This is a genomic window from Dactylosporangium vinaceum, assembly GCF_019904175.1.
Taxonomy (GTDB): Bacteria; Actinomycetota; Actinomycetes; order Mycobacteriales; family Micromonosporaceae; genus Dactylosporangium; species Dactylosporangium vinaceum.
Genome location: NZ_CP061913.1, coordinates 7435387 through 7458147 on the forward strand (window position 1 = coordinate 7435387; position 22761 = coordinate 7458147).

General features: G+C 75.3%; 19 protein-coding genes. 8 read left to right on the forward strand and 11 right to left on the reverse strand.

The annotated features are described in order from the left end of the window. From fabF to Dvina_RS33345, 8 genes are all read right to left on the reverse strand, one after another. Positions 1 to 1260 carry a beta-ketoacyl-ACP synthase II gene (fabF, locus tag Dvina_RS33310; RefSeq protein WP_223093255.1) on the reverse strand — a complete coding sequence of 420 codons (1260 nt, stop codon included), beginning with the start codon at positions 1258 to 1260 and terminating at the stop codon, positions 1 to 3. Continuing rightward, on the reverse strand, positions 1257 to 1739 hold the full coding sequence (locus tag Dvina_RS33315; RefSeq protein ID WP_223093256.1) for an SCP2 sterol-binding domain-containing protein: 483 nt from the start codon (positions 1737 to 1739) through the stop codon (positions 1257 to 1259). The genes fabF and Dvina_RS33315 overlap by 4 nt, the downstream gene beginning before the upstream one ends. Then, positions 1736 to 3511 (reverse strand): FAD-dependent oxidoreductase, encoded by a 1776-nt coding sequence (locus Dvina_RS33320; RefSeq protein ID WP_223093257.1) that lies wholly within the window; start codon positions 3509 to 3511, stop codon positions 1736 to 1738. The genes Dvina_RS33315 and Dvina_RS33320 overlap by 4 nt, the downstream gene beginning before the upstream one ends. Beyond that, a complete protein-coding gene (locus tag Dvina_RS33325) occupies positions 3508 to 4413 on the reverse strand; it encodes a hypothetical protein (RefSeq protein ID WP_223093258.1) in 906 nt (301 codons plus the stop codon). Before Dvina_RS33325 ends, Dvina_RS33320 begins: the two co-directional genes overlap by 4 nt. Before the next feature lie 4 nt (positions 4414 to 4417). Beyond that, positions 4418 to 5569, reverse strand: coding sequence for a hypothetical protein (locus tag Dvina_RS33330; RefSeq protein ID WP_223093259.1), 1152 nt, complete (start codon positions 5567 to 5569; stop codon positions 4418 to 4420). A gap of 3 nt (positions 5570 to 5572) precedes the next feature. Further along, on the reverse strand, positions 5573 to 5887 hold the full coding sequence (locus Dvina_RS33335; protein WP_223093260.1) for an acyl carrier protein: 315 nt from the start codon (positions 5885 to 5887) through the stop codon (positions 5573 to 5575). Positions 5888 to 6044: 157 nt separating this feature from the next. Next, on the reverse strand, positions 6045 to 8960 hold the full coding sequence (locus Dvina_RS33340; protein WP_223093261.1) for an ATP-binding protein: 2916 nt from the start codon (positions 8958 to 8960) through the stop codon (positions 6045 to 6047). A gap of 91 nt (positions 8961 to 9051) precedes the next feature. Next, on the reverse strand, positions 9052 to 10008 hold the full coding sequence (locus Dvina_RS33345) for a beta-ketoacyl-ACP synthase 3 (RefSeq protein WP_246655481.1): 957 nt from the start codon (positions 10006 to 10008) through the stop codon (positions 9052 to 9054). Between the two features lie 392 nt (positions 10009 to 10400). Here Dvina_RS33345 and Dvina_RS33350 point away from each other — a divergent pair, with 392 nt between their 5' ends. Next, positions 10401 to 10937, forward strand: a complete 537-nt coding sequence (locus Dvina_RS33350) for a histidine phosphatase family protein (protein WP_223093263.1) — start codon at positions 10401 to 10403, stop codon at positions 10935 to 10937. A 15-nt stretch (positions 10938 to 10952) separates the two neighbouring features. Here the strand turns inward: Dvina_RS33350 and Dvina_RS33355 are convergent, their stop codons facing one another. Next, positions 10953 to 11741: an SAM-dependent methyltransferase gene (locus tag Dvina_RS33355; protein WP_223093264.1), complete on the reverse strand. Its 789-nt coding sequence runs from the start codon at positions 11739 to 11741 to the stop codon at positions 10953 to 10955. Positions 11742 to 11897: 156 nt separating this feature from the next. On the opposite strand from Dvina_RS33355, the gene Dvina_RS33360 reads away from it, so the two are divergent. Genes Dvina_RS33360 through Dvina_RS33370 form a run of 3 tightly spaced genes read left to right on the forward strand, consistent with a single transcriptional unit; the run spans position 11898 to position 15721 of the window. Continuing rightward, positions 11898 to 12653: an ABC transporter ATP-binding protein gene (locus Dvina_RS33360; RefSeq protein ID WP_246655482.1), complete on the forward strand. Its 756-nt coding sequence runs from the start codon at positions 11898 to 11900 to the stop codon at positions 12651 to 12653. Between the two features lie 3 nt (positions 12654 to 12656). After that, positions 12657 to 15134 (forward strand): ABC transporter permease, encoded by a 2478-nt coding sequence (locus Dvina_RS33365; RefSeq protein WP_223093266.1) that lies wholly within the window; start codon positions 12657 to 12659, stop codon positions 15132 to 15134. Between the two features lie 32 nt (positions 15135 to 15166). After that, positions 15167 to 15721, forward strand: a complete 555-nt coding sequence (locus Dvina_RS33370; RefSeq protein WP_223093267.1) for a hypothetical protein — start codon at positions 15167 to 15169, stop codon at positions 15719 to 15721. 8 nt (positions 15722 to 15729) lie between these two features. Here Dvina_RS33370 and Dvina_RS33375 read toward each other — a convergent pair whose 3' ends face one another. Beyond that, positions 15730 to 16752: a LacI family DNA-binding transcriptional regulator gene (locus Dvina_RS33375; RefSeq protein ID WP_246655483.1), complete on the reverse strand. Its 1023-nt coding sequence runs from the start codon at positions 16750 to 16752 to the stop codon at positions 15730 to 15732. Between the two features lie 238 nt (positions 16753 to 16990). Here Dvina_RS33375 and Dvina_RS33380 point away from each other — a divergent pair, with 238 nt between their 5' ends. From Dvina_RS33380 to Dvina_RS33390, 3 genes are all read left to right on the forward strand, one after another. After that, entirely contained in the window at positions 16991 to 18058 is a 1068-nt protein-coding gene (locus Dvina_RS33380) for a polysaccharide deacetylase family protein (RefSeq protein ID WP_223093268.1), read from the forward strand. Between the two features lie 193 nt (positions 18059 to 18251). Then, on the forward strand, positions 18252 to 19544 hold the full coding sequence (locus Dvina_RS33385; RefSeq protein WP_223093269.1) for a condensation domain-containing protein: 1293 nt from the start codon (positions 18252 to 18254) through the stop codon (positions 19542 to 19544). A gap of 39 nt (positions 19545 to 19583) precedes the next feature. Beyond that, positions 19584 to 20549 carry a phosphotransferase gene (locus Dvina_RS33390; protein WP_223093270.1) on the forward strand — a complete coding sequence of 322 codons (966 nt, stop codon included), beginning with the start codon at positions 19584 to 19586 and terminating at the stop codon, positions 20547 to 20549. Here the strand turns inward: Dvina_RS33390 and Dvina_RS33395 are convergent. Beyond that, on the reverse strand, positions 20500 to 21954 hold the full coding sequence (locus Dvina_RS33395) for an MFS transporter (RefSeq protein WP_223093271.1): 1455 nt from the start codon (positions 21952 to 21954) through the stop codon (positions 20500 to 20502). The genes Dvina_RS33390 and Dvina_RS33395 overlap by 50 nt on opposite strands. A 249-nt stretch (positions 21955 to 22203) precedes the next feature. Here Dvina_RS33395 and Dvina_RS33400 point away from each other — a divergent pair, with 249 nt between their 5' ends. Next, positions 22204 to 22758, forward strand: a complete 555-nt coding sequence (locus Dvina_RS33400; RefSeq protein WP_246655484.1) for a TetR/AcrR family transcriptional regulator — start codon at positions 22204 to 22206, stop codon at positions 22756 to 22758. Positions 22759 to 22761: the final 3 nt, after the last annotated feature.

The window sequence follows — 22761 nt, forward strand, 5'->3', positions numbered from 1 at the left end:
TCACTCCTCGGTCGGGTGGCGGCGGAAGACGAGCGTCGCGTTGTGCCCGCCGAAGGCGAACGAGTTCGACAGGGCGGCCCCGACGACCTGGTCCCGGCCGGTGTTGGGGATGTAGTCGAGGTCGCAGTCGGGGTCGGGGTCGGTGTAGTTGATGGTCGGCGGCAGCCACCCGCGGTCGACGACGAGCGCCGTGATCGCCGCCTCGACGGCCCCGGCCGCGCCGAGCAGGTGCCCGGTCATCGACTTGGTCGAGCTGACGCCGAGCGCCTTGGCGTGCTCGCCGAACGCGGCCCGGATGGCCAGTGACTCGGAGGCGTCGGCCATCCGGGTCGACGTGGCGTGGGCGTTGACGTAGCCCACGTCGTCGGGGCGGACCCCGGCGTCGTCGAGGGCGGCGGTCATCGCCACGGCCGCGCCGCGCCCGGCGGGGTCGGGGGCGGTCATGTGGTACGCGTCGTTGCTCTGCCCGAACCCGGCGACCTCGGCGTAGACGTGGGCGCCGCGGCGCACCGCCGCATCGAGCGGCTCGAGCACGAGCATCGCGGCGCCCTCGGCGAGGACGAACCCGTCGCGGTCGGCGTCGAACGGCCGCGAGGCCGCCGCGGGGTCGTCGTTGCGCACGGACAGGGCCCGCATGTTGGCGAACCCGGCGACGATCGGCGAGACGATGCACGACTCGGCGCCGCCGGTGAGCGCGATGTCCGCGTAGCCGTCGCGGATCAGCCGCATCGCCTGGCCTATCGCGTCGGTGGACGCGGCGCACGCGGTCACCGTCGCGCCGCTCGGCCCGCGCAGGCCGAACCGCTGGGCGACCAGGGCGGCCGGCATGTTGGCGATCGAGTTCGGCACGAAGAACGGGGAGACGAGGTGCGGGCGGTCCAGGTCGGTGTGCACGCCGCGCTCGATGGAGCCGGCGCCGCCGATGGCGCTGCCGACGATCGCCGCGCCGCGCTCGGCGCCGGGCAGCCCGCCGGCGTCGTCGACGGCCATCCGGGCCGCGGCCTCGGCGAAGTGCAGCACCCGGTCGAGCCGGACCGCGTCCTTGCGCGCCACCCAGTCGCGGGCGTCGAAGTCGTGGACCTCCCCGGCGATGCGGACCGGCAGCCGGCCGGGGTCGAAGCGGGCGATCGGCCCGATGCCGCAGCGGCCCGCGGTGAGCGCCGACCACATGGCGGGCACGCCGATGCCGATGGGGGTGACGACGCCGATGCCGGTCACCGCGACCCGGCGCCGGCCGTCCGGGCGCACCGCGGAGCTCACCGGGCCGCGCCCGCGTCGAGGCCGAACATGCGCTCCATCCGCATCGCCAGCGGCACGTCGCCCTGGATCTGCAGGTGGCCGTTGAGCAGCAGCTCGACGCCGCCGCGGGCGGCGCACGCCATCTCGACGAACCCGGCCGCGTCGAACGTCAGCGTCACCGCGGCGCGCACGCCGGGGTCGGCCGGCCGCACGGTGCAGGTGTCCGGGCTGAGCGCGAGGTCGTAGCCGATCGGCTCGGCCGGCGGCCGGCGGACCTGCCAGCGGGCGAGGGTGCCGTCGGCGGCGCCGCCCCGGTAGAAGGTGGGCATCCGGCGGAACGCGTCGTGCAGCACCGCGGCGCCGTCGGGCGTGGCCAGCCAGGCGGCCAGCCGGGGCCGCGGCAGCTCGCGCACGACGGCGAGGACCGCCGAGCGCTCCCCGGAGGCCAGTCCGGCGCGCTGCTGCACCGACAGCTCCGGTGCGTCGTGGACCTGCGTCATCCCGCTCCCCCTCCCGACCGGCCGCCGACCGCGGCCGGGGTTGCTGTCGCCGCCGCGAGCGCGGCCGCCAGCTCGTGCGCCGGGTCCGCTCCCGGCAGCCGCGCGGCGACGTGCCCGTCGGGGCGCACGAGGATCGCCTCGCCCGGCGCGGGCGCGTAGACGGCGGCGAACGCGCCTGTCGTGTCGGTCACCGCCGTGGCGGTCATGGTGGTATCAGTCGAGGTGGTATCGGTCACGGTGGTATCAGTCACGGCGGTATCAGTCGGGCTCGGGCCGCTCACCGCGACGACGGTCAGCGGCGCCGGTGCGGTCCCGGCGGCCGTCTCCCACGCCGCGGCCGGGCCGGCGGTGAGCAGCACGAAGCCGTCACCGGCCCAGTCCTCGACGGTGCGCCGCCCGTCGGGGCCGTCGAGCCACACGTGCGGCGCCCGGGCGCCGGGAACGGCCTGCGGGGTGTACCGCACCACGTCGCGCACCACCGGGCCGTCGCCGGTGCCGTAGCGGAACCCGAGGGCCTGCCCGGCGAAGTCGAAGTGCGGGCGGTGCTCCTCCAGCAGCGGCTCCAGGACGGCCCGGGCCCGCTCACCGGCCGGGCCGCGCCGGCTCAGGTCGGCCGCGTAGGGCGCGGCGTCGCGGTGCAGGAAGTCGCGCATGCGCCGGGCGTTGTCCTCGCTCTGCCGGCCGTTGAAGTCGGCGACCGGGCGCCGCTCGGCCTCGTACGTGTCGAGCAGGCCGGGCCCGGCCCACCCGGACGCGACCGCGGCGAGCTTCCAGGCCAGGTTGTGCACGTCCTGGATGCCGGTGTTCATCCCGAAGCCGCCGGTGGGCGGGAACGTGTGGGCGGCGTCGCCGGCGACGAAGACCCGCCCGGACGCGTCGCGCCAGCGGGTGACGGCGGTGGTGCCCATCGTCCAGGTGCGCACCGAGCGGATCTGCGGCACCAGGCTGGCGCCGACCGCGTCGGCCACCAGCCGGGCGCTGTCGCGTCCGGCGGCGAGCACGTCGTCGCCGTCGTCGCCGAGTGCGGGTACCTCCAGCAGCCACTCGGCGGTGTCCGCACCGACGCTGATGACGACGCCGCTGACCCGCGGGTTGACGATCCAGTACAGGGCGCTCTCCCGGCCGCGGACCCACGGCGCGAGGTCGGCGACGAAGTGGATGTCGAGCAGCCGCCCGATCGGCGCCGCGGTGACGACGTCGATGCCGGCCCGGGCCCGCATGGTGCCGCGCAGGCCCTCGGCGAGCACGGCGTAGGCGGCCTCGACGACGCCCGGTGCCCCGCCGGGCCCGGTGACGTGGACGCGGACGCCGGTGTCGGGGCCGGTGACCAGGTCGACGGCGCGGGTGCCGCGGCGCACCTCGACGCCGGGCCGCTCGCGCAGGGCCGCGGCGAGCAGCTCCTCGACGCGGTGCTGGGGGCAGATGGTCGGCAGGGCCGGGCCCCAGCCGACCATGCGCATGAGGGCGACGTCGTCGGGTACCAGGTCGATCGTGCCGATCTCGGCGCCGCTGAACGAGCCCAGGAACGACACCCGGGGCATCGTCTCGATCGGCGCGCCGGCCCGCCGCACGGCGTCGGCCAGGCCGAGCTGCCGGAAGATCTCCATGGTGCGGGCGTTGACCATCGTGGCCCGCGGGTGCCGGGCCGCGGTGGCGCGCTCCTCGACGACCACGCTGCGCAGCCCGCGGGCGGCCAGGCACAGCGCGGCGCTGAGGCCGACCGGGCCGCCGCCGACGATCACGACGTCGGTGGTGGTGACGGCGGCCGTCATCGCCGGCCTCCGCCGATCAGGGCCGGGGCCAGGCGACGGCGCACGGCCGCGGCGAGGGGCCGGCGGGCGACAAGGGCAGTGGCGGCGAGCACCGGCAGCCCGGCGACGATCGCGCCGGCGAGGGTGCCGACGAACGCGGTCAGCAGCAGGCCGCGGGCGGCGGGGGCGGTGCGGGCGCGGACGAGCCGGCCCCAGACCCGAAACGCCCGCCCGGCGATCAGGTCGGCCGCGGCGATCGGTACGTCGACGGGGGCCGGGTCGAGCGGGGCCAGGGCGGCGGCGACCGGCTCGCCGCCGATGATCGCCGCCGCGAGGGCCTCGCCGAGCCGCTCCAGCCGGGCCAGCTCCGAGTCGCTGACGCCGGCCTTCGGGAAGCGCCAGAACGCCTCCCGCCGGCCGAGCAGCAGCCAGCGCAGGGTGGTGACGAAGGTGGCCGGGGCGGGTGCGGCGTCGATCGCCGCGACCGTGCCGATGCTGCGGGCGCCGCCCTCGGTGAGCAGGCGGTGGACTTCCAGGGCGGCGGAGTACCACATGTTGCGGCACGCCACGACGGTGAGGACGTCGGCCCCGGCAAAAGGCGCGGCCGCGAGCAGCGAGCGGACCGGGATGGAGGGGGCGAGGTACCACACCTGGTAGCCCAGCACCACGAGGTCCGCGGCCGGCCGCTGCGGCGGGTCGAGGGTGACGGGCACCGCCGCGGCCGGGTCCACCGCCTCCGGGAAGATCCCGAAGAAGCGCCGGACCGGCCACGGGAACGGGTACGGCGCGGCCGGGCGCACCGAGACGACGGTGAGCCGGGCCCCGGCCTTCTCGACCGGCGTCAGCAGGGCCGACAGGACCTCGTCGAGCTGCCCGGTCTGGCTGTAGGTGTACACCGCGATGCTCGGGGCGCCGGCCGCCACGGCGTCAGCCCTCCCGGCCGGCGGCGCCGTCGGCGCTCACCGCGGTCAAGTGCATGAACGCGACCGAGAACCGCCCGGACTCCGGAACCATGCACAGCATAGTGTCGCCGGGGTTGACGAGCCCCTCCGACATGATCTCCTCGAGGATCACGTAGATGCTGGCGCAGCCGATGTTGCCGACGCTCGGCAGGTTGCTGTACCACGCCTCGGCAGCCGGTCCGCGGGTGCCGCGCTTGTGCATCTCGCGCAGCACCATCGTCTTCATCCGCTCACTGGAGTAGTGCGCGGGCAGCCACCGCAGCGTCTCGGGGTCGAACTTGCCCTCGGCCAGCAGCCGCTCGTACTCGTCGATGCCGACCTTCACCAGGTTGGGCAGCATCCCCAGGTTCTGGCGCAGGGCCAGGGCGCCGTCGGCGAGTGCGTCGGCCGGGGTGTCGTAGTCCCACCAGGTCTTCGTGGAGGTGTTGTTCGGCATCCCGAAGTACATGCAGGTGTCGCCGGTGTTGGCGTAGGAGGTGAGGCTGAGCCAGTCGATGCGCAGGCTCAGCCCGTCGGCGCGGGGCCGGTCCTGCACGACCGCCGCCCCGGCGCCGTCGGAGAGCATGTAGCGCAGGAACGCCATCTCCAGGGCGAGCGAGCCCTCCTCGTCGACGGCGCGGACGCCCGCCATCCGCTTGCTCTTGAAGGTGCGGCTGGGAAACTCGCAGGCGCAGGCGACGGTGTTGCGCTTCTCGCCGGACACGACCTGCAGGTAGGCGTTCTTGAGCGCCATCATCCCGGAGTTGCACACGCCGTGGGTGCTGACGATCTCGCAGGGGCCGTTGCCGAGCTCGCCGTGGACCATGCTGGCCATGCCGGGCGCCACGAGGTCGGCGATGGTGGTGCCGGCCGCGATCAGCTCGAGGTCGTCGAGGGCGAGCCCGGAGCGGTCAACCGCCGCGCGGACCGCTGACGCCGCCATCTGCCAGTTGGTGTAGCGCGTCTGCTGGTCCTTGTCGATCGCGTAGTACCGCGTCTTGATGCCCGCGTTGGCCAGGGTCTGCTCGCGCAGGTTGGACGTGGCCCGGCCCACGGTGCCGATGTAGTCCTCGATCTCGTCGTTCGGCACCGGCTCACCGGGCAGGAACCGGCCGAGTGCGGTGATGTATGCCGACATCCGTCAACCTCTCTGCTTCGAACCCTCTGCTTCGACCGGCCCGGTGGCGGCGGCCGCGGTGCGGGCGGCCCCACCGGTCCGGCGCTCGTCGACGAACGTGACCACGTCGCCGACCGTGCGCACCGCGGCGATCCGCTCGTTGTCGAGCTCGACCGCGTACTTGCTCTGCAGGACCTGCGCCATGCCGATGAGGTCCAGCGAGTCGAGGTCGAGCTCACCGAACAGGTCGGTCGCCTCCGTCACCCCGCGCGGGTCCACGGCGCAGCGGGAGGCCAGCAGGGAGATCACGTCGCCGAGGATCTCGTCCCTGAGCGTCACGTGTGCCTCGCATTTCCGTCGTCGTCCGGTGATGGGACCGTGTCGCCGGGGGAAGCTGGACGGTCCGGGAGCTGCCGATCGGTGACCGGCACGCGCTCAAGCCTCTCGGTTGACGGCGATCGCGACCATCGGGAGATGCCCGCTGACGGACCCTGAATCAACCGGTGCCGGGGGTGCGCTCGCGATTCGGGGTGAGGGAGGAGCGGCCCGTGCGGGGCAGCCCGGGGGCGGCGGTGGCCGGGCGGGCCCGCTCGACGGCCCGGGCCAGCAGCGTGCGCGAGGAGATGCCGAGCTTGTTGAAGATGCGGGTCAGGTGGGTCTCGACGGTCTTGCCGCTGAGCAGCAGCGCGGACGCGATCTGCCGGTTGGTGCGCCCGGCCGCGACGAGCTCGGCGATCTGCCACTCCCGCTCCGACAGCGGCAGCGGCGCACCGTCGGCGCCGTCGGCCGCGGTGACCGGCTGCACGGACGTGCGTCGCCCGAGCCGGCGCAGCTCCCGCCCGGCCTCGTCCTCGTAGCGGCGGGCACCGCAGCGGCGGAACTCGTCGAGCGCGGCCCGCAGCCGGGCGGCGGCGCGGTCCCGGTCCCCGGCCAGGGCCAGGGCGCTGGCCTCGACCAGCCGGTCGCGGGCCGCCTCGACGGGCACGCCGGCGGCCTCGCCGGCCTCGGCCGCGACCCGGGCCGCCAGCCCGGCCTCGGCCGCCTGCCGGGCGGCCAGGTGCACGACCGCCCGGGCGCGGGCGGCGGTGGCCGCGGCCCGGGCCAGCCCGGGGGCGTCGTCCGCGGCGCTGCGCAGCAGGGCCTGCAGCTCCACCCCGGCGAGGTCGGGCCGGCCGTCGTCGAGGGCGGCCCGCACCAGCCGGTACTGCCACCGGCACGCCTCCACCGGATCGAGCACTGGCGCCATCCGCTGCAGCCGCCGCACGTTGTCGGCGCCGGCCTCGAGGTCGCCGATGTCGAGGCGGACCTCGCCGCAGGCCCGCTCGGCCGCGGCCAGCAGGCCGGGGTCGCCGCCGGCGGCCAGGGTCGCCTCGGCGACGAGCCGGGCCGCGCCGCTGTCGTCACCGGCCGCGACGAGCAGCTCGGCCCGCAGCGCCAGCGCCCGGATCAGCAGCGGCCGGGCGTCGCCGAGCCGGGCCAGCTCGGCCACCGCCTCGGCCGCCTCCCCGGCCGCGGCGAGCCGGCCCAGCAGCAGGTGGGCGCGCGCGGCGAGCAGCGCGGCCGGGGCCCGCCACCAGGTGCGGTCGGTGTTGGCGGGGTCGCCCGGGAGGCGGGCCAGCACGGCCGGGACCTCGGCGTGCCGGCCCACGAGCAGGCCCAGCGCGGCCACCGCCAGGACGGCCTCGGGCAGGGCGGCCAGGTCGGCGTCGGACGCGTCGGCGAGGGCGGTCAGCGCGGCCCGGGAGGTGGCCCGCGCGGGCTCGGTCCGCCGGGCGCCGAGCTCGCCCAGGCCGACACAGGCCCGGGCCAGGGCGAGCGGGGCCGGGCCGAGCCCGGTGGCCCAGCTCAGGGCCCGGGCGGCGCAGTCGCGCAGCCCGGCGAAGTCGTCCGCCTGCAGCGCCGCACCGGCCGCCGCCGCCCACAGCGACACCAGCAGGCCCGGCTCGGCGTCGGCGGGTTCGAGCTCGGCCCGCAGCAGCGGCAGGCCGGCCGGGGCGTCGCCGGTGAGCAGCGCGACCAGGGACCGCTCGCGCAGCACCGACAGCCGCCGGCCCGGGGATCGGGCCAGGGCGGCGTCGAACGCGGTGAGCGCCTCCCGCAGCCGCCCGGCCCGGGCCGCGGCGCTGCCCAGCGCGTGCAGCGCCTCGGCGTGCGCGGCGGTGTCGCCGCTGGTCAGCACGGCCGCCGCCCGGGACCACTCGACTGCCTCCTCGGGCCGGTCGCGCCCCGCCTGCCGGCCGGCGGCGAGCAGGTCGGCGGCGGCCGCCGGGTCGGGTGCGACGGCCGAGCGGGCCAGGTGCGGGGCGCGGGCGGTGACCGGGGCCCGGTCGAGCTGCCGCACGATGCGCCGGTGCACGGTGCTGCGCCGGCCGGGCCGGACGAGCTGGTAGAGCCCGTCGCGCAGGACGGGGCGCTGAAACTCGAAGCAGCGCGGGATCGCCGTCGCCCGGATCAGCTCGGCCCCGACGAGCTCGTCGGCGGCGGCGAGGGCGGCATCCTCACCGAGGCCGGCGGCGCTGCGCGCGACGGAGACGTCGAACGGGTCGCCGGCGACCGCGGCCGTCAGCGCGAGCTTGCGGGCGTCGTCGCCGAGCCGGGCCAGCTCCTGGCGCAGGACGGCGAGGATGGCGGCCGGGACGGGTTCGGGGTCGCGCTGCTCGCCGGCCCGGATCAGCTCGGTGAGGTACAGGGGGTTGCCGCCGCTGCCGCGCAGCAGCTCGGCCCGGCGGCGCGGGCCGCGGACGGGTGCGAGCAGGTGCGCGGCCTCGGCCTCGTCGAGCGGGCCCAGGCGCAGCATCACGCCGGGCACCTCGGTCTTGGCCGGCAGCCGCTCCAGAGCCTCGTCGGCGTGGCTGCTGCGCCAGCCGACGACCAGCAGGAGCCGGCCCTTGACCGGCCGGTCGAGCAGGTGCGCGACGAACGCGACGGTCTCCCGGTCGGCCCAGTGCAGGTCGTCGAGGACGAGCATGACGCCCTGCGGGTCGGCGAGGCGCTCCAGCAGGATCCGCACGGCCCGGGTGGCCCGGTAGGCGGGGTCCTGCAGGGCGCCGAGGCTGGCGGTGTCGTGGCCGGCCAGCGACGGGAAGACCCGGGCGAGGTCGCCGAGGCGGTCGCCGGCCAGGCCCTGCAGCCGCTGCGGTTCGAGGCCCTCGAGGTAGTCGTCGAGGGCGTGGACGAGCAGGCCGAACGGCACGTGCCGCTCGAACTCGGTGCCGCGGCAACGGATCACCATGTACCCGTGCCCGGCCGCCTCCTCGGCCGCCTCGTTGATCAGCCAGGTCTTGCCGATGCCCGGCTCACCGACGACGAACACCCAGGCCATGCCGCGGCCCGCCGCCTCCATCGCACGCTGGATCCGGTGCCGCTCGCGTTGTCGCACGGTGCCGGCCGCTTCGATGCTGCGCAGAGTCATCCGCTCCCCCGTGGTCGTTGTCGATCCAGGTCGGCTCCGGGTGGCACGCGCCATGACCGGCGGGGCCCCGGCGCCGGTGTGACGGCCGCCGTCACGGGCTGCGGATGACCTGCGCGGCGTATGCGAGGCCGGCCCCGAAGCCGATGAGCAGGGCCCACGAGCCGGGTGCGAGGCGGCCCTGCTCCCGCAGCCCCGCGAGGGCGAGCGGGATCGAGGCGGCCGAGGTGTTGCCGGAGCGGACGATGTCGTCCGCGACGGGCGTGCCGGGCTTGAGGTCGAGCTGCCCGGCGACGCGTTCGATGATGCGCAGGTTGGCCTGGTGGGGCACGAGCGCGTCGATCTCGGCGAGCGTGAGGCCGGCCGCCTCGACCGCGCGGCGGCCGATGTCGGGCACGGCGTCCACCGCCCAGCGGAAAACCTCCCGGCCGGCCATCGCCATCGTGGGCCAGGCCAGTTCGGGGCGGTCGCGGTACTCCACCCAGCTCGAAGCATGCCCGATGAGGTGCCGGCGCGACCCGTCGGCGCCCCACACGGTCGGGCCGATGCCCATGTCGACACCGGGCCCGACGATCGCCGCGCCCGCGCCGTCGCCGAAGAGCAGGCCGGTGGTGTCGTGGGGCGAGACGATGTCCGTCATCCGCTCGACGCCGACGAGCAGCACGTGCCGGGCGGCGCCGGCGCGGACCATGGCGTCGGCGAGGCCCAGGCCGTAGGAGAACCCGGCGCAGGCGGCGTCGATGTCCAGCGCCGCGGCCCGCACCGCGCCGCACAGGGACGCGATCTCGGGTGCGGCGGCCGGGCTCTGCCGCACGTCGGACATGGTCGCGACGAGCACCATGTCGACGTCCCCGGCGGCCACACCGGCCGTGCTGAGGGCCTGTCCGGCGGCGTGGACGGCCATCGCGGCGATGGTGTCGCCGGGCCCGGCGTGCCGGCGGGCCCGGATGCCGGTGCGGCGGCGGACCCATTCGTCGGTGTGGCCGGTGGCCGGGAGCAGCTCGGTGTTCGCTACGACTCGGGGCGGCCGGAAGGTGCCGATACCCAGCACCTGGCTACCCTGGACACGCGTGATCGGTCGCACGGAGATGCGGGTTCCTTCCGTTCGTCAGCCTCGCCGTAGACCACGCGGACGATTCGCGTCGCCTGCCGGGCTCTCGAACCTGGTGCGGCAGCGGCCTCCTCGCCGTCCGCACCCATCTCCATGTCGCTTCCCCCGCCGTCGATACTCATACTTTGCGCGACCGCACCGCCACAGCAGGTGAGGAAAACGTGCAACATCTGAACATCAGGGCATCGATGCAGTTGAATTTGTTAACGAGCCTTGACGCATTTGTGACGTGCGTTACCTCCGGATCACGCCGGCCACCGGCCCCGGCCGCGCGATCCGCGGCCCGGTGCGCCAAGCGCTTCGCCATGCCGGCGATGGGTAGGGTCGTGGGCATGGCGGCGGAGGTCGTGTTCGAGACGCACTCGTGGAGCGAGGACAACGACAGCGGCGTCGCCAGCGGCTGGCGGCCGGGCCGGCTGTCGCCGCGGGGACGCGACCTCGCGATCGAGCTGGGCCGGCGGCGCCGGGACGGCGTCGACGTGGTGCTGAGCTCCGACCTGCGGCGCGCGGCCGAGACCGCGGAGCTCGCCTTCCCGGACGGCACCGTGCCGATCCTGTACGACTGGCGCCTGCGGAAGTGCGACTACGGTGACGGCAACGGGATGCCGGCGGCGCAGCTGCACGAGCACCGCGAGCGGCACCTGGACGAGCCGTACCCGAACGGGGAGAGCTGGCGGCAGGCGGTGCGCCGGGTGAGCGGCGCCCTGCGCGACATCGCCGAGCGCTGGGACGGGCAGCGAGTCCTGATCATCGGCCATGTGGCGACCCGCTGGGCCCTGGATCACCTCGCCGGCGGCGTGCCGCTGGAGGAGCTGATCACCGCCGACTTCGGCTGGCGAGAGGGCTGGGAGTACCGCCTGACGGTGTGACGCCCCGCCCGCGGGTCAGGGTTTGCGGGCGACGCCGCCGTAGAGGGCGGCCTGGGCGTCGGTGAGGTCGGCGGCCGTGTCGGGGCGCCACTGCAGGATCGGGACCACGCCCGGGTCGACGAGGTCGAGGCCGTCGAAGAAGCGGGTGACCTCGGCGCGGTCGCGCAGCCGGGTGGTGATGCCCTGGGCTCGCATGATGGCGGTGAAGCGGGCCCACTCCGCGGGCTCGTAGTCGGCGGTGATGTGGGACAGGACCAGGTAGCTGCCGCTGGGCAGGGCGGCCAGGAGGCGGCGGACGATCTCGTAGGGGCCGTCGTCGTCGGGGACGAAGTGCAGGATCGCGTAGAGCAGCAGCGCCACCGGCCGGGCGAGGTCGATGTTGTCGCGGAGCTCGGGGGCGTTCAGGATGCCCTCGACGTCCTGGAGGGTGGAGTCGACGTACGCGGTGCGGCCCTCGGGCTTGCTCGTGAGCAGGGCGCGGGCGTGGGCGAGCACGATCGGGTCGTTGTCGACGTACACGATGCGGGCGGTGGGGTCGACGGACTGGGCGATCTCGTGGACGTTGGGTGAGGTCGGCAGGCCGGTGCCGATGTCCAGGAACTGGCGCACGCCCGCCTCGGCCAGGAACCGCACGGTGCGGGCCAGGAACGCCCGGTTCTGCAGCGGTGCGGTGGCCGCGTTGGGGTTGACCTGCAGGCCGGCCTGGGCGGCGGCCCGGTCCGGGGCGAAGTTGTCCTTGCCGCCGAGCAGGTAGTCGTACACCCGGGCGGGGTGCGGCCGGTCGGTGTCGAAGGGCGCCGCCATGGGGCCTGCCTCCTGGAGGTGGGTAGCGCCTGCTGTACCCCGGTTGGCCAGTGCGCTGCATCGTCAGCCGTCGAGGAGCACCTTAGCGTTTTCCTTGCGCGCATTCACCACCACCACGATCGATGCACCCGGAAACGGAGACGAACCATGTCCGTCATGACCGCTAACGCCGCCGCTGTGCGCGTGGAGGCCCTGACCCGCACGTACGGCAGCGGGACGCAGGCGGTGCACGCCCTGGCCGGCGTGGATGCCGCGTTCGCCCGGGGCACGTTCACCGCGGTGATGGGCCCGTCGGGCTCCGGCAAGAGCACGCTGCTGCAGGCCGCCGCCGGGCTGGACCGCCCGACGTCGGGCCGGGTCTTCATCGGCGACACGGAGCTGTCGCGGCTGTCCGAGACGCGGCTGACCGAGCTGCGCCGCGGCCGGATCGGCTTCATCTTCCAGGCGTTCAACCTCATCGGCGCGCTGAGCGTGGCCGAGAACATCGAGCTGCCGCTGCGCATGGCCGGCGCCGCCCCGGACCCGGCCTGGCTCGCCCACGTGGTGGCCCGGGTCGGGCTCGGCGAGCGGCTGCGGCACCGGCCGGCCGAGCTGTCCGGCGGCCAGCAGCAGCGGGTGGCGATCGCCCGGGCCCTGGTGAGCCGGCCCGACGTGGTCTTCTGCGACGAGCCGACCGGCGCGCTGGACACGACCACCGCCGCCGACGTCCTGGCGCTGCTGCGGGCGATCGTCGACGAGCACGGGCAGACGGTGGTGATGGTGACCCACGACCCGGTCGCCGCCTCCTACGCCGACCGGGTCGTGGTCCTCGCCGACGGCCGGATCGTGCGGGACGTGCCGCAGCCGGGCGTGTCGGCGATCGCCGCGATGCTCGCCTCCCTCGACCGCCGCGCCGCGGCCGTGGAGGGCTGAGCGATGCGCCGCCTGGCTCTGCGCATGCTGCGCAACCGCCCCGGGACCGCGATCGCGACGCTGCTCGCGCTGACCGCCGGGGCCGTGATCCTCACCGCGATGGGCGTGCTCGTCGAGTCGGGGCTGGGGTACTCGCCCCCGCCGGGCCGCTACGCCGCGGCCGACATCGTCGTCGCCCGCCCCGAGATCACCATCACCACCCGCGACCTCGACGGCTCGCCACTGCACAACACGGTCGGGCTGCCGGAGGGCGGGACCGTCCCGGTGTCTCTGGCCGGGCCGCTGCGCGGCGTGCCCGGTGTCGCGTCCGTCGTCGTCGACGACGCGGTGCCCGTGGCGGTCGGCGGGCGCCCGGCCGAGGGGCACGGCTGGAGCAGTGCGGGGCTCATGCGGTACACCCTGGAGCGTGGCACTGAGCCGAAGGCCGACGACGAGATCGTCGTTGCGGCGGGTCTGGGACTGCGGCCCGGGTCCACTGTGGACGTCGTCGTGGGCGGGCAGCCACTGCAGCTCAAGGTCAGCGGCGTCGGGTCCGCCGACGCCGTGTTCTTCACCGACGCGCGGATGGCCGCGCTGTCGGCGCACCCGGGCCGGGCCCTCGCCATCGCGCTGCAGGTCGCACCGGGCGCGGACCGCGACGCCGTGGCGGCCGCGGTGGCCCGCACGGCCGGAGCCGATGCGCGGGTGTACTCCGGTGCCGATCGCGGCTCCGCACTGCGCTCCGCGGACCGGGCGGCCCGGGAGCTGCTGATCGCGGCCGGCGGCGGCTTCGGCGGCTACGTCGTGCTGCTCGTGGTCTTCGTCGTCGCCGGCACGGTCGGGCTGTCGGTCCGCCACCGGCGCCGGGAGCTGGCGCTGCTGCGGGCGATCGCCGCGACACCGCGCCAGGCCCGCCGCCTGATCATGACCGAGGCCGGGTTCGTCTCCCTGATCGCCGTGGTCCTCGGCGTCCCGGGCGGGCTCGGCGCGGCGCAGTGGCTGCACGGCGAACTGGTCGGCCGCGGGTTCCTGCCGGCCGGCTTCCCGATGCGGCCCGGCGCGCTGGCGGCGGCCGCCGTGGCGCTGCTCACGGTGCTCTCGGCGGTCCTGGCCGCGCTGATCGCGGCCCGGCGGATCACCCGGGTCAAGCCGGCCGAGGCGCTGGGCGAGGCCGCCGTCGAACCGGCCCGGGGCGGGCGCGTCCGGCTGATCTTCGGCGTGGTGTTCCTCGCCGGCGCGGTGAGCTCCAGCTCCTTCACCCTGGCCGCGTCGGGCCAGACGGCGCTGGCCGGTGCGCTCGGCATGCTGTACCTGTTCGTGGCCGCCGTCGCGCTGCTGGCCCCGTGGATCAACGCCTTCGCGGCCCGGGTGCTGACCCCGCCCCTGCGCGCGCTGTTCGGGGCGAGCGGCCGCCTGGCCGCGGCGAACCTGCACGCCAACGCCCGCGGCGGCGCCGCCGTCCTGACCGCCCTGGTGCTCGCCGTGGGCTTCGGCGGCTCCGTGTGGTTCGTCCAGGACAACATCGAACGCGGCACGCTCGCCCAGGGCCGGGCCGGGCTGCGGGCCGAGCGGGCCGTCGTCGCGCCGGCGGGCCTGCCCCCGGCGCTGGCCGACGAGATCCGCCACGTCCCCGGCGTGCGGGCCGCGACGGGCGTGTCGCACACGAGCGTGATCGTCACGTTCATGGGCGACCCGGAGGTGGCCGCGGCCCAGGTCGTCGACCCGGCCGGGCTGGCCGCCACGATGGACCTCAAGGTCACCGAGGGCAGCCTGGACGCCCTGGCCGCGGACGCCGTCGCCGTGTCGTCGCTGCGCGCGTCGACGCAGGGCTGGCACGCCGGGTCGACGGCGGAGGTCCACCTCGGCGACGGCACGCCGGTGCGGCTGAAGGTGGCCGCCGTGTATGACAGCGGCCTCGGGTTCGGCGACTTCACCCTGGCCCGGGCCACTGTCGCCGGGCACACCGCGGCCGCGGCCGACGAGGCGGTGCTCGTGCAGGCCGACGCGAGCGCCACGGCCGCGCTCGACGAGATCGCGGCCCGTTACCCCGGCGGGCGGGTGACCGGCACCGCCGAGCTCACCGCGCAGGTCGGCGCCGACCTGGCCGTCAGCGCCTGGCTCAACCGGCTGCTGATCGGGGTGATGGTCGGCTACGCGGCCCTGGCGGCGGCGAACGTGATGGTCATGGCGGCGCTGTCGCGGCGGCGGGAGCTGGCGCTGCTGCGGCTGGTCGGGGTGACCCGGCGGCAGGCGGCCCGGATGGTGCGGGCCGAGCAGCTGGGCCTGCTGGGCACGGCACTGCTGCTCGGGGTGGCGATCGCCGCGGTGACGCTGACCGCCGTGGTCCGGGGGCTGACGGGGGCGCTGGTGCCGTACGTGCCGCCGCTGGGCGGGGTCATGGTCCTGGGCGGGACGACGCTGCTGGCGCTGACGACGACGATCCTGCCGATCGGGCGGCTGCTGCGGGCGCCGGTGATGGAGCACATCGGCCTGCGCGACTGACCGCGGTGGCCGGGCCCGGCTAGTCTGCGGGTGTGCGGCGCCTCCGCGATCGGCCACCCGGGCAGCGCCGGTCCTTCTACCGGTTCGGCGCGCTGTTCGTGCTCGGCTTCGGCGTGCTCGTCGCGACCCTGATCGGGGTCGTCCACGAGCACGCCGAGTCCGCGCGCCTGCGCGCGGCGGGCGTGCCGGTCAGCGCCGAGGTCACCGGCTGGTCGACGGCCAACCGCAGTGCCCGGCCCTTCGGCTTCGAGATCAGCTACGTCCACGAGGGCTTGGCGCACGCCGCCGGCGTGCACTGCAACCCGCCGAAGTCGTGCCCGATCACGACCGGCGGCCGGATCCGCATCTTCGTGGACCCGGACCGCCCGGAGCACTTCGTGACCGAGTTCGGCGACACGGACGCCTCGACGATCTGGTTCACCAACGCCGGCCTGCTGATCCCGGGCGTCGCGGGGACGCTGTTCGGCGGGCTCGCCGCCTACCAGGCGCTGACCCGCACCGAGCCGGCCCCCCAGGCGCCGCCACGGGGGCCGGGTCACCCGCGCCCGCGCTCCCGCCGGGGCCGTCTGCGCCGCCGGAGGTTCTGAGCGCCGGGTCACGCCGTCCGCGGTGCGGCGGTGCTGTCGCGGACGATCAGCTCGGTGGCCAGCTCGACCCGCGGCGTCTCGATCGTCTCGCCGTGGGCCAGGCGCAGCACGGTCCGGGCGGCCAGCAGGCCCATCTCGGCCAGGGGCTGGCGGACGGTGGTCAGCGGCGGCGACGCCCAGCGGCTCTCCGGGAGGTCGTCGAAGCCGACCACCGAGACGTCGTCGGGCACCCGCAGGCCGCGCTGGCGGACGGCCTCGTACGCCCCGAAGGCCATCTGGTCGCTGGAGGCGAAGATCGCCGTGGGCGGGTCGGCCAGCCGCAGCAGCGCCTCGGCGCCGTCGCAGCCGGACTCGTGGTAGAAGTCGCCCTGCTGGATCAGGTCGGGGTCGGTGGCCAGGCCGGCCGCGGCGAGCGCGGCGCCGTGGCCGTCGAGGCGGGCCCGGCTGCACAGCAGGCGCTTCGGTCCGGCGATGAACCCGATCCGGCGGTGGCCGAGGGACAGCAGGTGCTCGGTGGCGCGCAGCCCGCCGGCCCAGTTCGTCGCGCCGACCGTCGGCACGTCGATGGTGGGCACCCCGGCCGGGTCGATGACGGCGAGGGGGATGTCGAGGCGGCGCAGCTCGGCGTGCATGGGCGGGGTGACGTCGGAGGTCACGAAGATGACGCCGTCGGTCGCGCGGGCGCGCAGGTTCTGCAGCCACTGCCGCGCCGAGGCGGGCTTGTCGTGGATGGCCGAGACGACGGTGCCGATGCCGGTGGCGTGGGCGACCTCCTCGACCCCGCGGATGATCTCGACCGCCCAGGGGCTGTCGAGGTCGTTGAAGACCAGGTCGATGAGGTTGGCGGCGGGCTTGTTGCGGGCGGTGCGGCGGCGGTACCCGTGCTCGCGCAGGATCGCCTCGACGCGCTCCCGGGTCTGGGGCGAGACGTCGCTGCGGCCGTTGAGGACCCGCGACACTGTGGGCACGGACACGCCGGCCTCCCGCGCGATCGCGGTGATGGTGACCCGGCCGGCGTCATCGAGCGTCACGAGCGTCCCCCTCAACGGTTTTCGATATTTTCGCACGTCCGCGTTTTCCGGAACGACCGCCGGAAGTTTCAGTGCCATCTCGACTCGATCGCGCACGTCAGAGCTGCTTAACCGGTCCAGGAAATTTCGGAAAGCTTTGACAGGGGTACCGCCGGCCCGCAGACTTGCGCCATCGACATCCGTCAACCCCGGCGCCCCACCGGGTCATCGCACGCTGCCCTCGAAGGGGAAAGATTGCATGCGTAGTCGTCTCATCGCAGCCGCCGCGGCCATCGCGGCGGCCGCGGCCTTCACCACCGCGATCGTCGGGGCGGCCGGCCCGGCGAACGCCGCGACCTGCAACGGGTACGTCGGGCTCACGTTCGACGACGGCCCGTCCAACGACCACACCCCGGCCATCCTCAACGCCCTGCGCCAGAACGGGCTGCGGGCCACGATGTTCAACGAGGGCCAGTACGCCGCCAGCTACCCGGCCCAGGTCCGGGCCGAGGTGGCGGCCGGGATGTGGGTGGGCAACCACAGCTACACGCACCCGCACCTGATCCAGCAGAGCCAGGCCCAGATCGACTCGGAGATCTCCCGCACCCAGCAGGCGATCGCCAACGCCGGCGGCGGCACCCCGAAGCTGTTCCGCCCGCCCTACGGCGAGACGAACGGCACCCTGCAGTCCGTCGAGTCGAAGTACGGCCTGAAGGAGATCATCTGGGACGTCGACTCCCAGGACTGGAACAACGCCAGCACCGACGCGATCGTCGCCGCGAACGCCCGGCTGACCAACGGCCAGGTCATCCTGATGCACGAGTGGCCGGCCAACACCCTGGCCGCGATCCCGCGCATCGCGCAGACCCTGGCGAGCAAGAACCTGTGCGCGGGCATGATCTCCCCGCAGACCGGCCGCGCGGTCGCCCCGGACGGCGCCACGAACCCGCCGCCGACCACTCCGGGCGGCGGCACCTCGCAGCCGCCCAACAGCCCGCCCCCGGCCAGCAGCCCGCCCCCGGCCGGCGGCGGCGCCTGCTCCGCCAGCTACGCGATCACCAGCTCGTGGCAGGGCGGCTTCCAGGCGTCGGTGACGGTCACGGCCGGCAGCGCGGGCCTGTCGCGGTGGACGGTCAAGTGGACGTTCGCCAACGGCCAGACCATCACCCAGCTGTGGAACGGCACGCTGAGCGTGTCCGGCTCCTCGGTCACGGTGACGAACGTGTCGTACAACGGCAACGTCCCGGCGAACGGCTCGACAAGCTTCGGCTTCACCGGCAACTGGAACGGCAGCAACGCCGTGCCGAGCCTGAGCTGCAGCAGCTGAACGTGGCGGTCGCGTCCCCGGTGCAGGCCGGGGGCGCGGCCGCGCCGATGCCCGGCGACCGGGCCCCGCTACAGTCGTCGCCCATATTTCGGGAGCCGAAGTAAGCCGAACGGCCGATCGCACCACGGTTTGCGGCGATGACAACATTCGTCACGACGGATGTGGCACGGGGGTTACGGAACAGGAGCTCGCCGTGCTGGTGGATCGCGTCGTCGTGCCGTTCGAGGGCAGCGGGGCCGGGGCCGGGCCGCTCACCTGGGGCCAGCAGCAGGTCTGGGAGGCGATGCTCGACATCGGCTCGTCGCTGCCCATGGGTGGCGTCGTGCCGGTCACCGACGGGCGCACCGCCGAGGACTTCGCCGCCGAGCTGCGCTTCCACATGTGCCGCTACCCGTCGATGCGCACGCTGCTGCGCTTCGCCGCCGACGGTACCGTCGAGCAGGAGATCTTCGGCTCCGGCGACGCGGTCCTGGAGGTCCACGAGGCCGGCGGGGGCACCGACCCGGCCACGGTCGCCGAGGAGCTCGCGGCGCAGTGGCGGGAGCGCAAGTTCGACTACGACACCGAGTGGCCGCTGCGGATGGGCGTGGTGCGCCGCGGCGGCACCGTCACCCACGTCGTCGCGCTGATGTGCCACATCGCCGCCGACCTCGGCGGCATCGAGGTCATGATGCGCGACCTCGCCGCCGCCGAGCCGGGCCCGCACACCGCCCCGTCGCCGCTGGACCTGGCCCGGGCCCAGCGCGAACCGGCGGCCCGGCGGCACACGGCGGCGGCGGTGCGCTACTGGGAGAGCCACCTGCGGGCGGTGCCGGTCAGCATGCTCGGCGAGCCGGCCGACCACGGCGACCCCACCTTCTGCCGCATCCACTGGGACTCCCCCGCCACCCACCTCGCCACCGCCCGGGCCTGCGCCCGCCTCGGCGCCGACCCGGCCTGGGTCCTGCTCGCCGCGATCGCCACCGGCCTCGCCCGCACCGGCGTCACCCACGGCCCGTTCGTCGCGCTGGGCATCATCTCCAACCGGTTCCGCCCCGCGCTGCGCGACGCCGTGACCCCGCTGACCCAGGACGGCCTGTGCGTCCTCGACGTCACCGGCGCCACCCCCGACGAGGCGATCGCCCGGGCCCGCACGGCGTCGATGAGCGCGTCGAAGTACGCCTACTACGACCCGGCCGCCCGCGCCGAGCTCTTCACCCGCCTCGCCGCCGACCGCGGCGCCCCGCCCGACCTGCGCGTGCTCTACAACGACAGGCGCACCAGCCCGCCACCCGCCCCGAGCGCCGAGGACCCGCACGCGGCACTGGCGCGCACCACGGCCCGGGAGGAGCCCGCCGCGTTCCTCGGCCCGAAGCTGATGTTCCACATCGCGGACGCCCCCGGCACGGTCAGCGTGACGATGGAGGTCGACACCCGATACCTACCGCTGCCCCTGGCCCGCCGGCTCCTCGCCGACGTGGAGGCGTTCACGCTGTCTGCTATGTAGGCCCCGTAACCGTTCACCGACACCGACCACCCGCTGCGGATGCCGTGGGGCCGCCCCGCGGGGCTGCGCGAGCTGCTCGAGTGGGCCGGCCACCACGTCACCGTGACCGGCCCGCCGGTGCAGCACAAGACCTGGAACCTGGCCGCATTGTTCCGCCTGCCGACCACCGACGGCCCGGTGTGGCTCAAGGCCATCCCGCCATTCGCCGCCGCCGAACCGGCCGCCCTGGCCGCCTACGCCACCGCCGACCCCGCGCTCGTCCCGTCCGTCATCGCCGCCGCGCGCGGCCGCATCCTGCTCAGCGACATCCCCGGCCGCGACGGCTGGAGCGCCACCGACACCGACGTCACAGCGGCCGTCACCCGCCTGGTCGAGGCGCAGGCCCGGCTCACGACGCCGCTGACGGGCGGACCGGACCGGCGCCCGGCAGTACACCCCGCAGTGGGGCCGCCTCGACGACTGCGGCCTGCCCACACCCTCGTGCGCGGCGACTTCCACCCCGGCAACTGGCGCGTGACAGCGGCCCGGCCGGTCCTGTTCGACTTCGCCGACGCCCACCTGGGCCACCCGGCCCTGGACGGCTGCCGGGCCGCCGGGTTCCTGCCCCCGGCCCGCCGCCCGGCCGCCGCGGCCGCGTGGATCGCCGCCTGGACCAGGGCCTGCCCGGCGTCCCGCCCGGCCGCGGCCCTGCGAATCGCCGAGCCGCTGTCGCACCTGTCGTACGCGCTGCGCTACCAGGAGTTCCTGGACAACATCGAGCCCACCGAACGCCGCTACCACCACGGCGCCCGGCCGCCGCTGTCCGCGACGCCCTGGCCGCCGCCCGGCCCGACGCCGCCTGGGCGTAGCGCCGCTACGCGGCCGGCGCGCTCGGCATCGGGCCCAGCGCTGGTCCGGGCCGGTGCCGCCGGCGGTGGCCAGGGCGGCTGCCGCTCTTCGGGTCCTGGATGCGGTGTCACTCGTCCGGCAGGGCGGCTTCGGCGTCCTGGGCGTGGGCCGGGATGAAGACGGCCAGCAGGGCGGCCAGGACGGCGGCGCCGGCGCAGATGGCGAACAGGGTGCGGTAGCCGGTCAGCGACGGCAGGGCGTGGCCGGCCAGGGTGATCGTCATCGCGGCCAGGATGCCGCCGCCGATGGCGCTGGCCAGGGAGCTGCCGACGCTGCGGAAGAGGGCGTTGAGACCGTTCGCGGCGGCCAGTTCGGCGCGGGGGGCGGCGTGGATGATGAGGCCGGGCATGGCCGCGTATGCGATGCCGGTGCCCGCGCCCGAGATCGTGGCGCCGACGACGACCTGCCAGAGCGAGTCGACGAGCACGATGCGGGTCACGAAGCCGGCGGCGATGATCAGGGAGCCGATGATCAGGGCGGTCCGCGGGCGCAGGCGGGCCGAGAACGGCGACAGCAGCAGCATCGCGATGCCGCCGGGGAGCATGCACAGGCCGCCGACGAGAATCGACTTGCCGAAGCCGTACCCGGTCGCGGCCGGCGCCTGCACGTACGACGCGGTGCCGATGAGCGTCGCGAACAGCGCGAACCCGACGCACAGCGACGCGATGTTCGTCAGCAGCAGCGACGGGCGGGCCGTCGTGCGCACGTCCACCAGCGGCGAGGCCCGGCGCAGCTCCACGAGCACGAACACGACGAGCAGGACCACTGCCGCGGTGAGCAGCCCGATCGTCCACGGGTCGGTCCAGCCCCACGACGCGCCCTGCGCGAGGGGCAGCAGCAGCGCCAGCATCGCCGCGCCCAGCAGGACGGTGCCGATCAGGTCCATCCGGCCCTTCGCGACCCGCTTCGGCTCCTTGACCAGCAGGACGATCCCCGGCACCGTCAGCACCCCGCCGGCGACGCAGATCCAGAACAGCCAGTGGTAGTCGGCGTACTGCGCGACAAGCCCCGCCAGCGGCAGGCCCAGCGCGCCGCCGACCCCGAGCATGGCGCTGATCAGGGCGATCCCGGCGGGCGCGTGCGCCCTGGGCAGGGTCACCCCGATGAGGCTGATGGACAGCGGTACCGCGGCGACCGCCAGCCCCACCACCGACCGCCCGATGATCATCGTCGTGAGGTTGTGCGCGAGCGCGCAGATCAGCGACCCGGCGATCAGCGCGCCCAGCGTGACCAGCAGCATCCGCCGGGTGCCGAACAGGTCGCCGAGCCGGCCGAACGCCGGGACCGCGACCGCACCGACAAGCAGCGTCGACGTCAGGATCCAGGCCACCCCGTCGCCGCCGGCCCTGAGGTCGACGGCCAGCTCGGACAGCACCGGCACCAGCAGCGCCTGGGTCAGCGACACCATCAGCGCCGCGGTGCCGATGACGAGCACGACGATCAGCTGCGCGCCGGTCCAGCGCGGGCGCACCTCGGCGCCGGTCGACGACACCAGCGCATCGTCGGCGGTGTTGGTGGTCATGGGCAAGGGCTCCAACCGGCGAGGAAAGTGGCACAGACTGCCACGAGGCAGAGCCTGCCACGATATCGTCGCGACCGGGGCGCTCGCGGGGTGCCGTGAGACCGCCCTCACACTGAACCCATAACCCGGCCGACCGTAAGGAGCCGCCCGATCGAGACCCTCCGCGACCGCAAACGCGAGCAGAGCCGCGCCGCCACCGTCGAGGCGGCCTGGCGGCTGTTCATCGAGCGCGGCTACGACCACGTCACCGTGCAGGACATCTGCGCCGCCGCGGCCATCGCCCCGCGCACGTTCCACCGCTACTTCGCGGCCAAGGAGGACGTCGTCGCCGAACCCGTCCGCCGCATGACCGCCCTCGCCCACGAGCGCATCGCCGCCGCCCCGCCCGGCACCCCCGACGCCGAGGTCCTGCGCGAGGCCATGCTCGCCGTCGGCCGGTTCGTCATCGACCACCGCGAACTGCTCACCGCCCTGCGCACCGTCGCCCGCGAGTCGGCCCACCTGCGCGGCACCCAGCCCGGCGTGCGCCCCGACGAGGAGCACACCATCGCCGAACTCCTGCGCACCCGAACCGAACAGCCACGAGCCACGACCACCGAGCCGGGGGCCCCGGGGTCGCCGCGCACCCACTCCCCGCACCCCCGGCCGGGTGACTGGCGCCGCCGGCTCCTCGTCGGGTGCACCGTCGCCGCGCTGCGGATCTGGTACGACGAGTACCTCCGCGCCGACCTGGACGACCCGATCGCCCACCTCGACGAGATCCTCCGCGCGGTGCACATCGAACCGGGACGCCTTCTCGTTTAAACC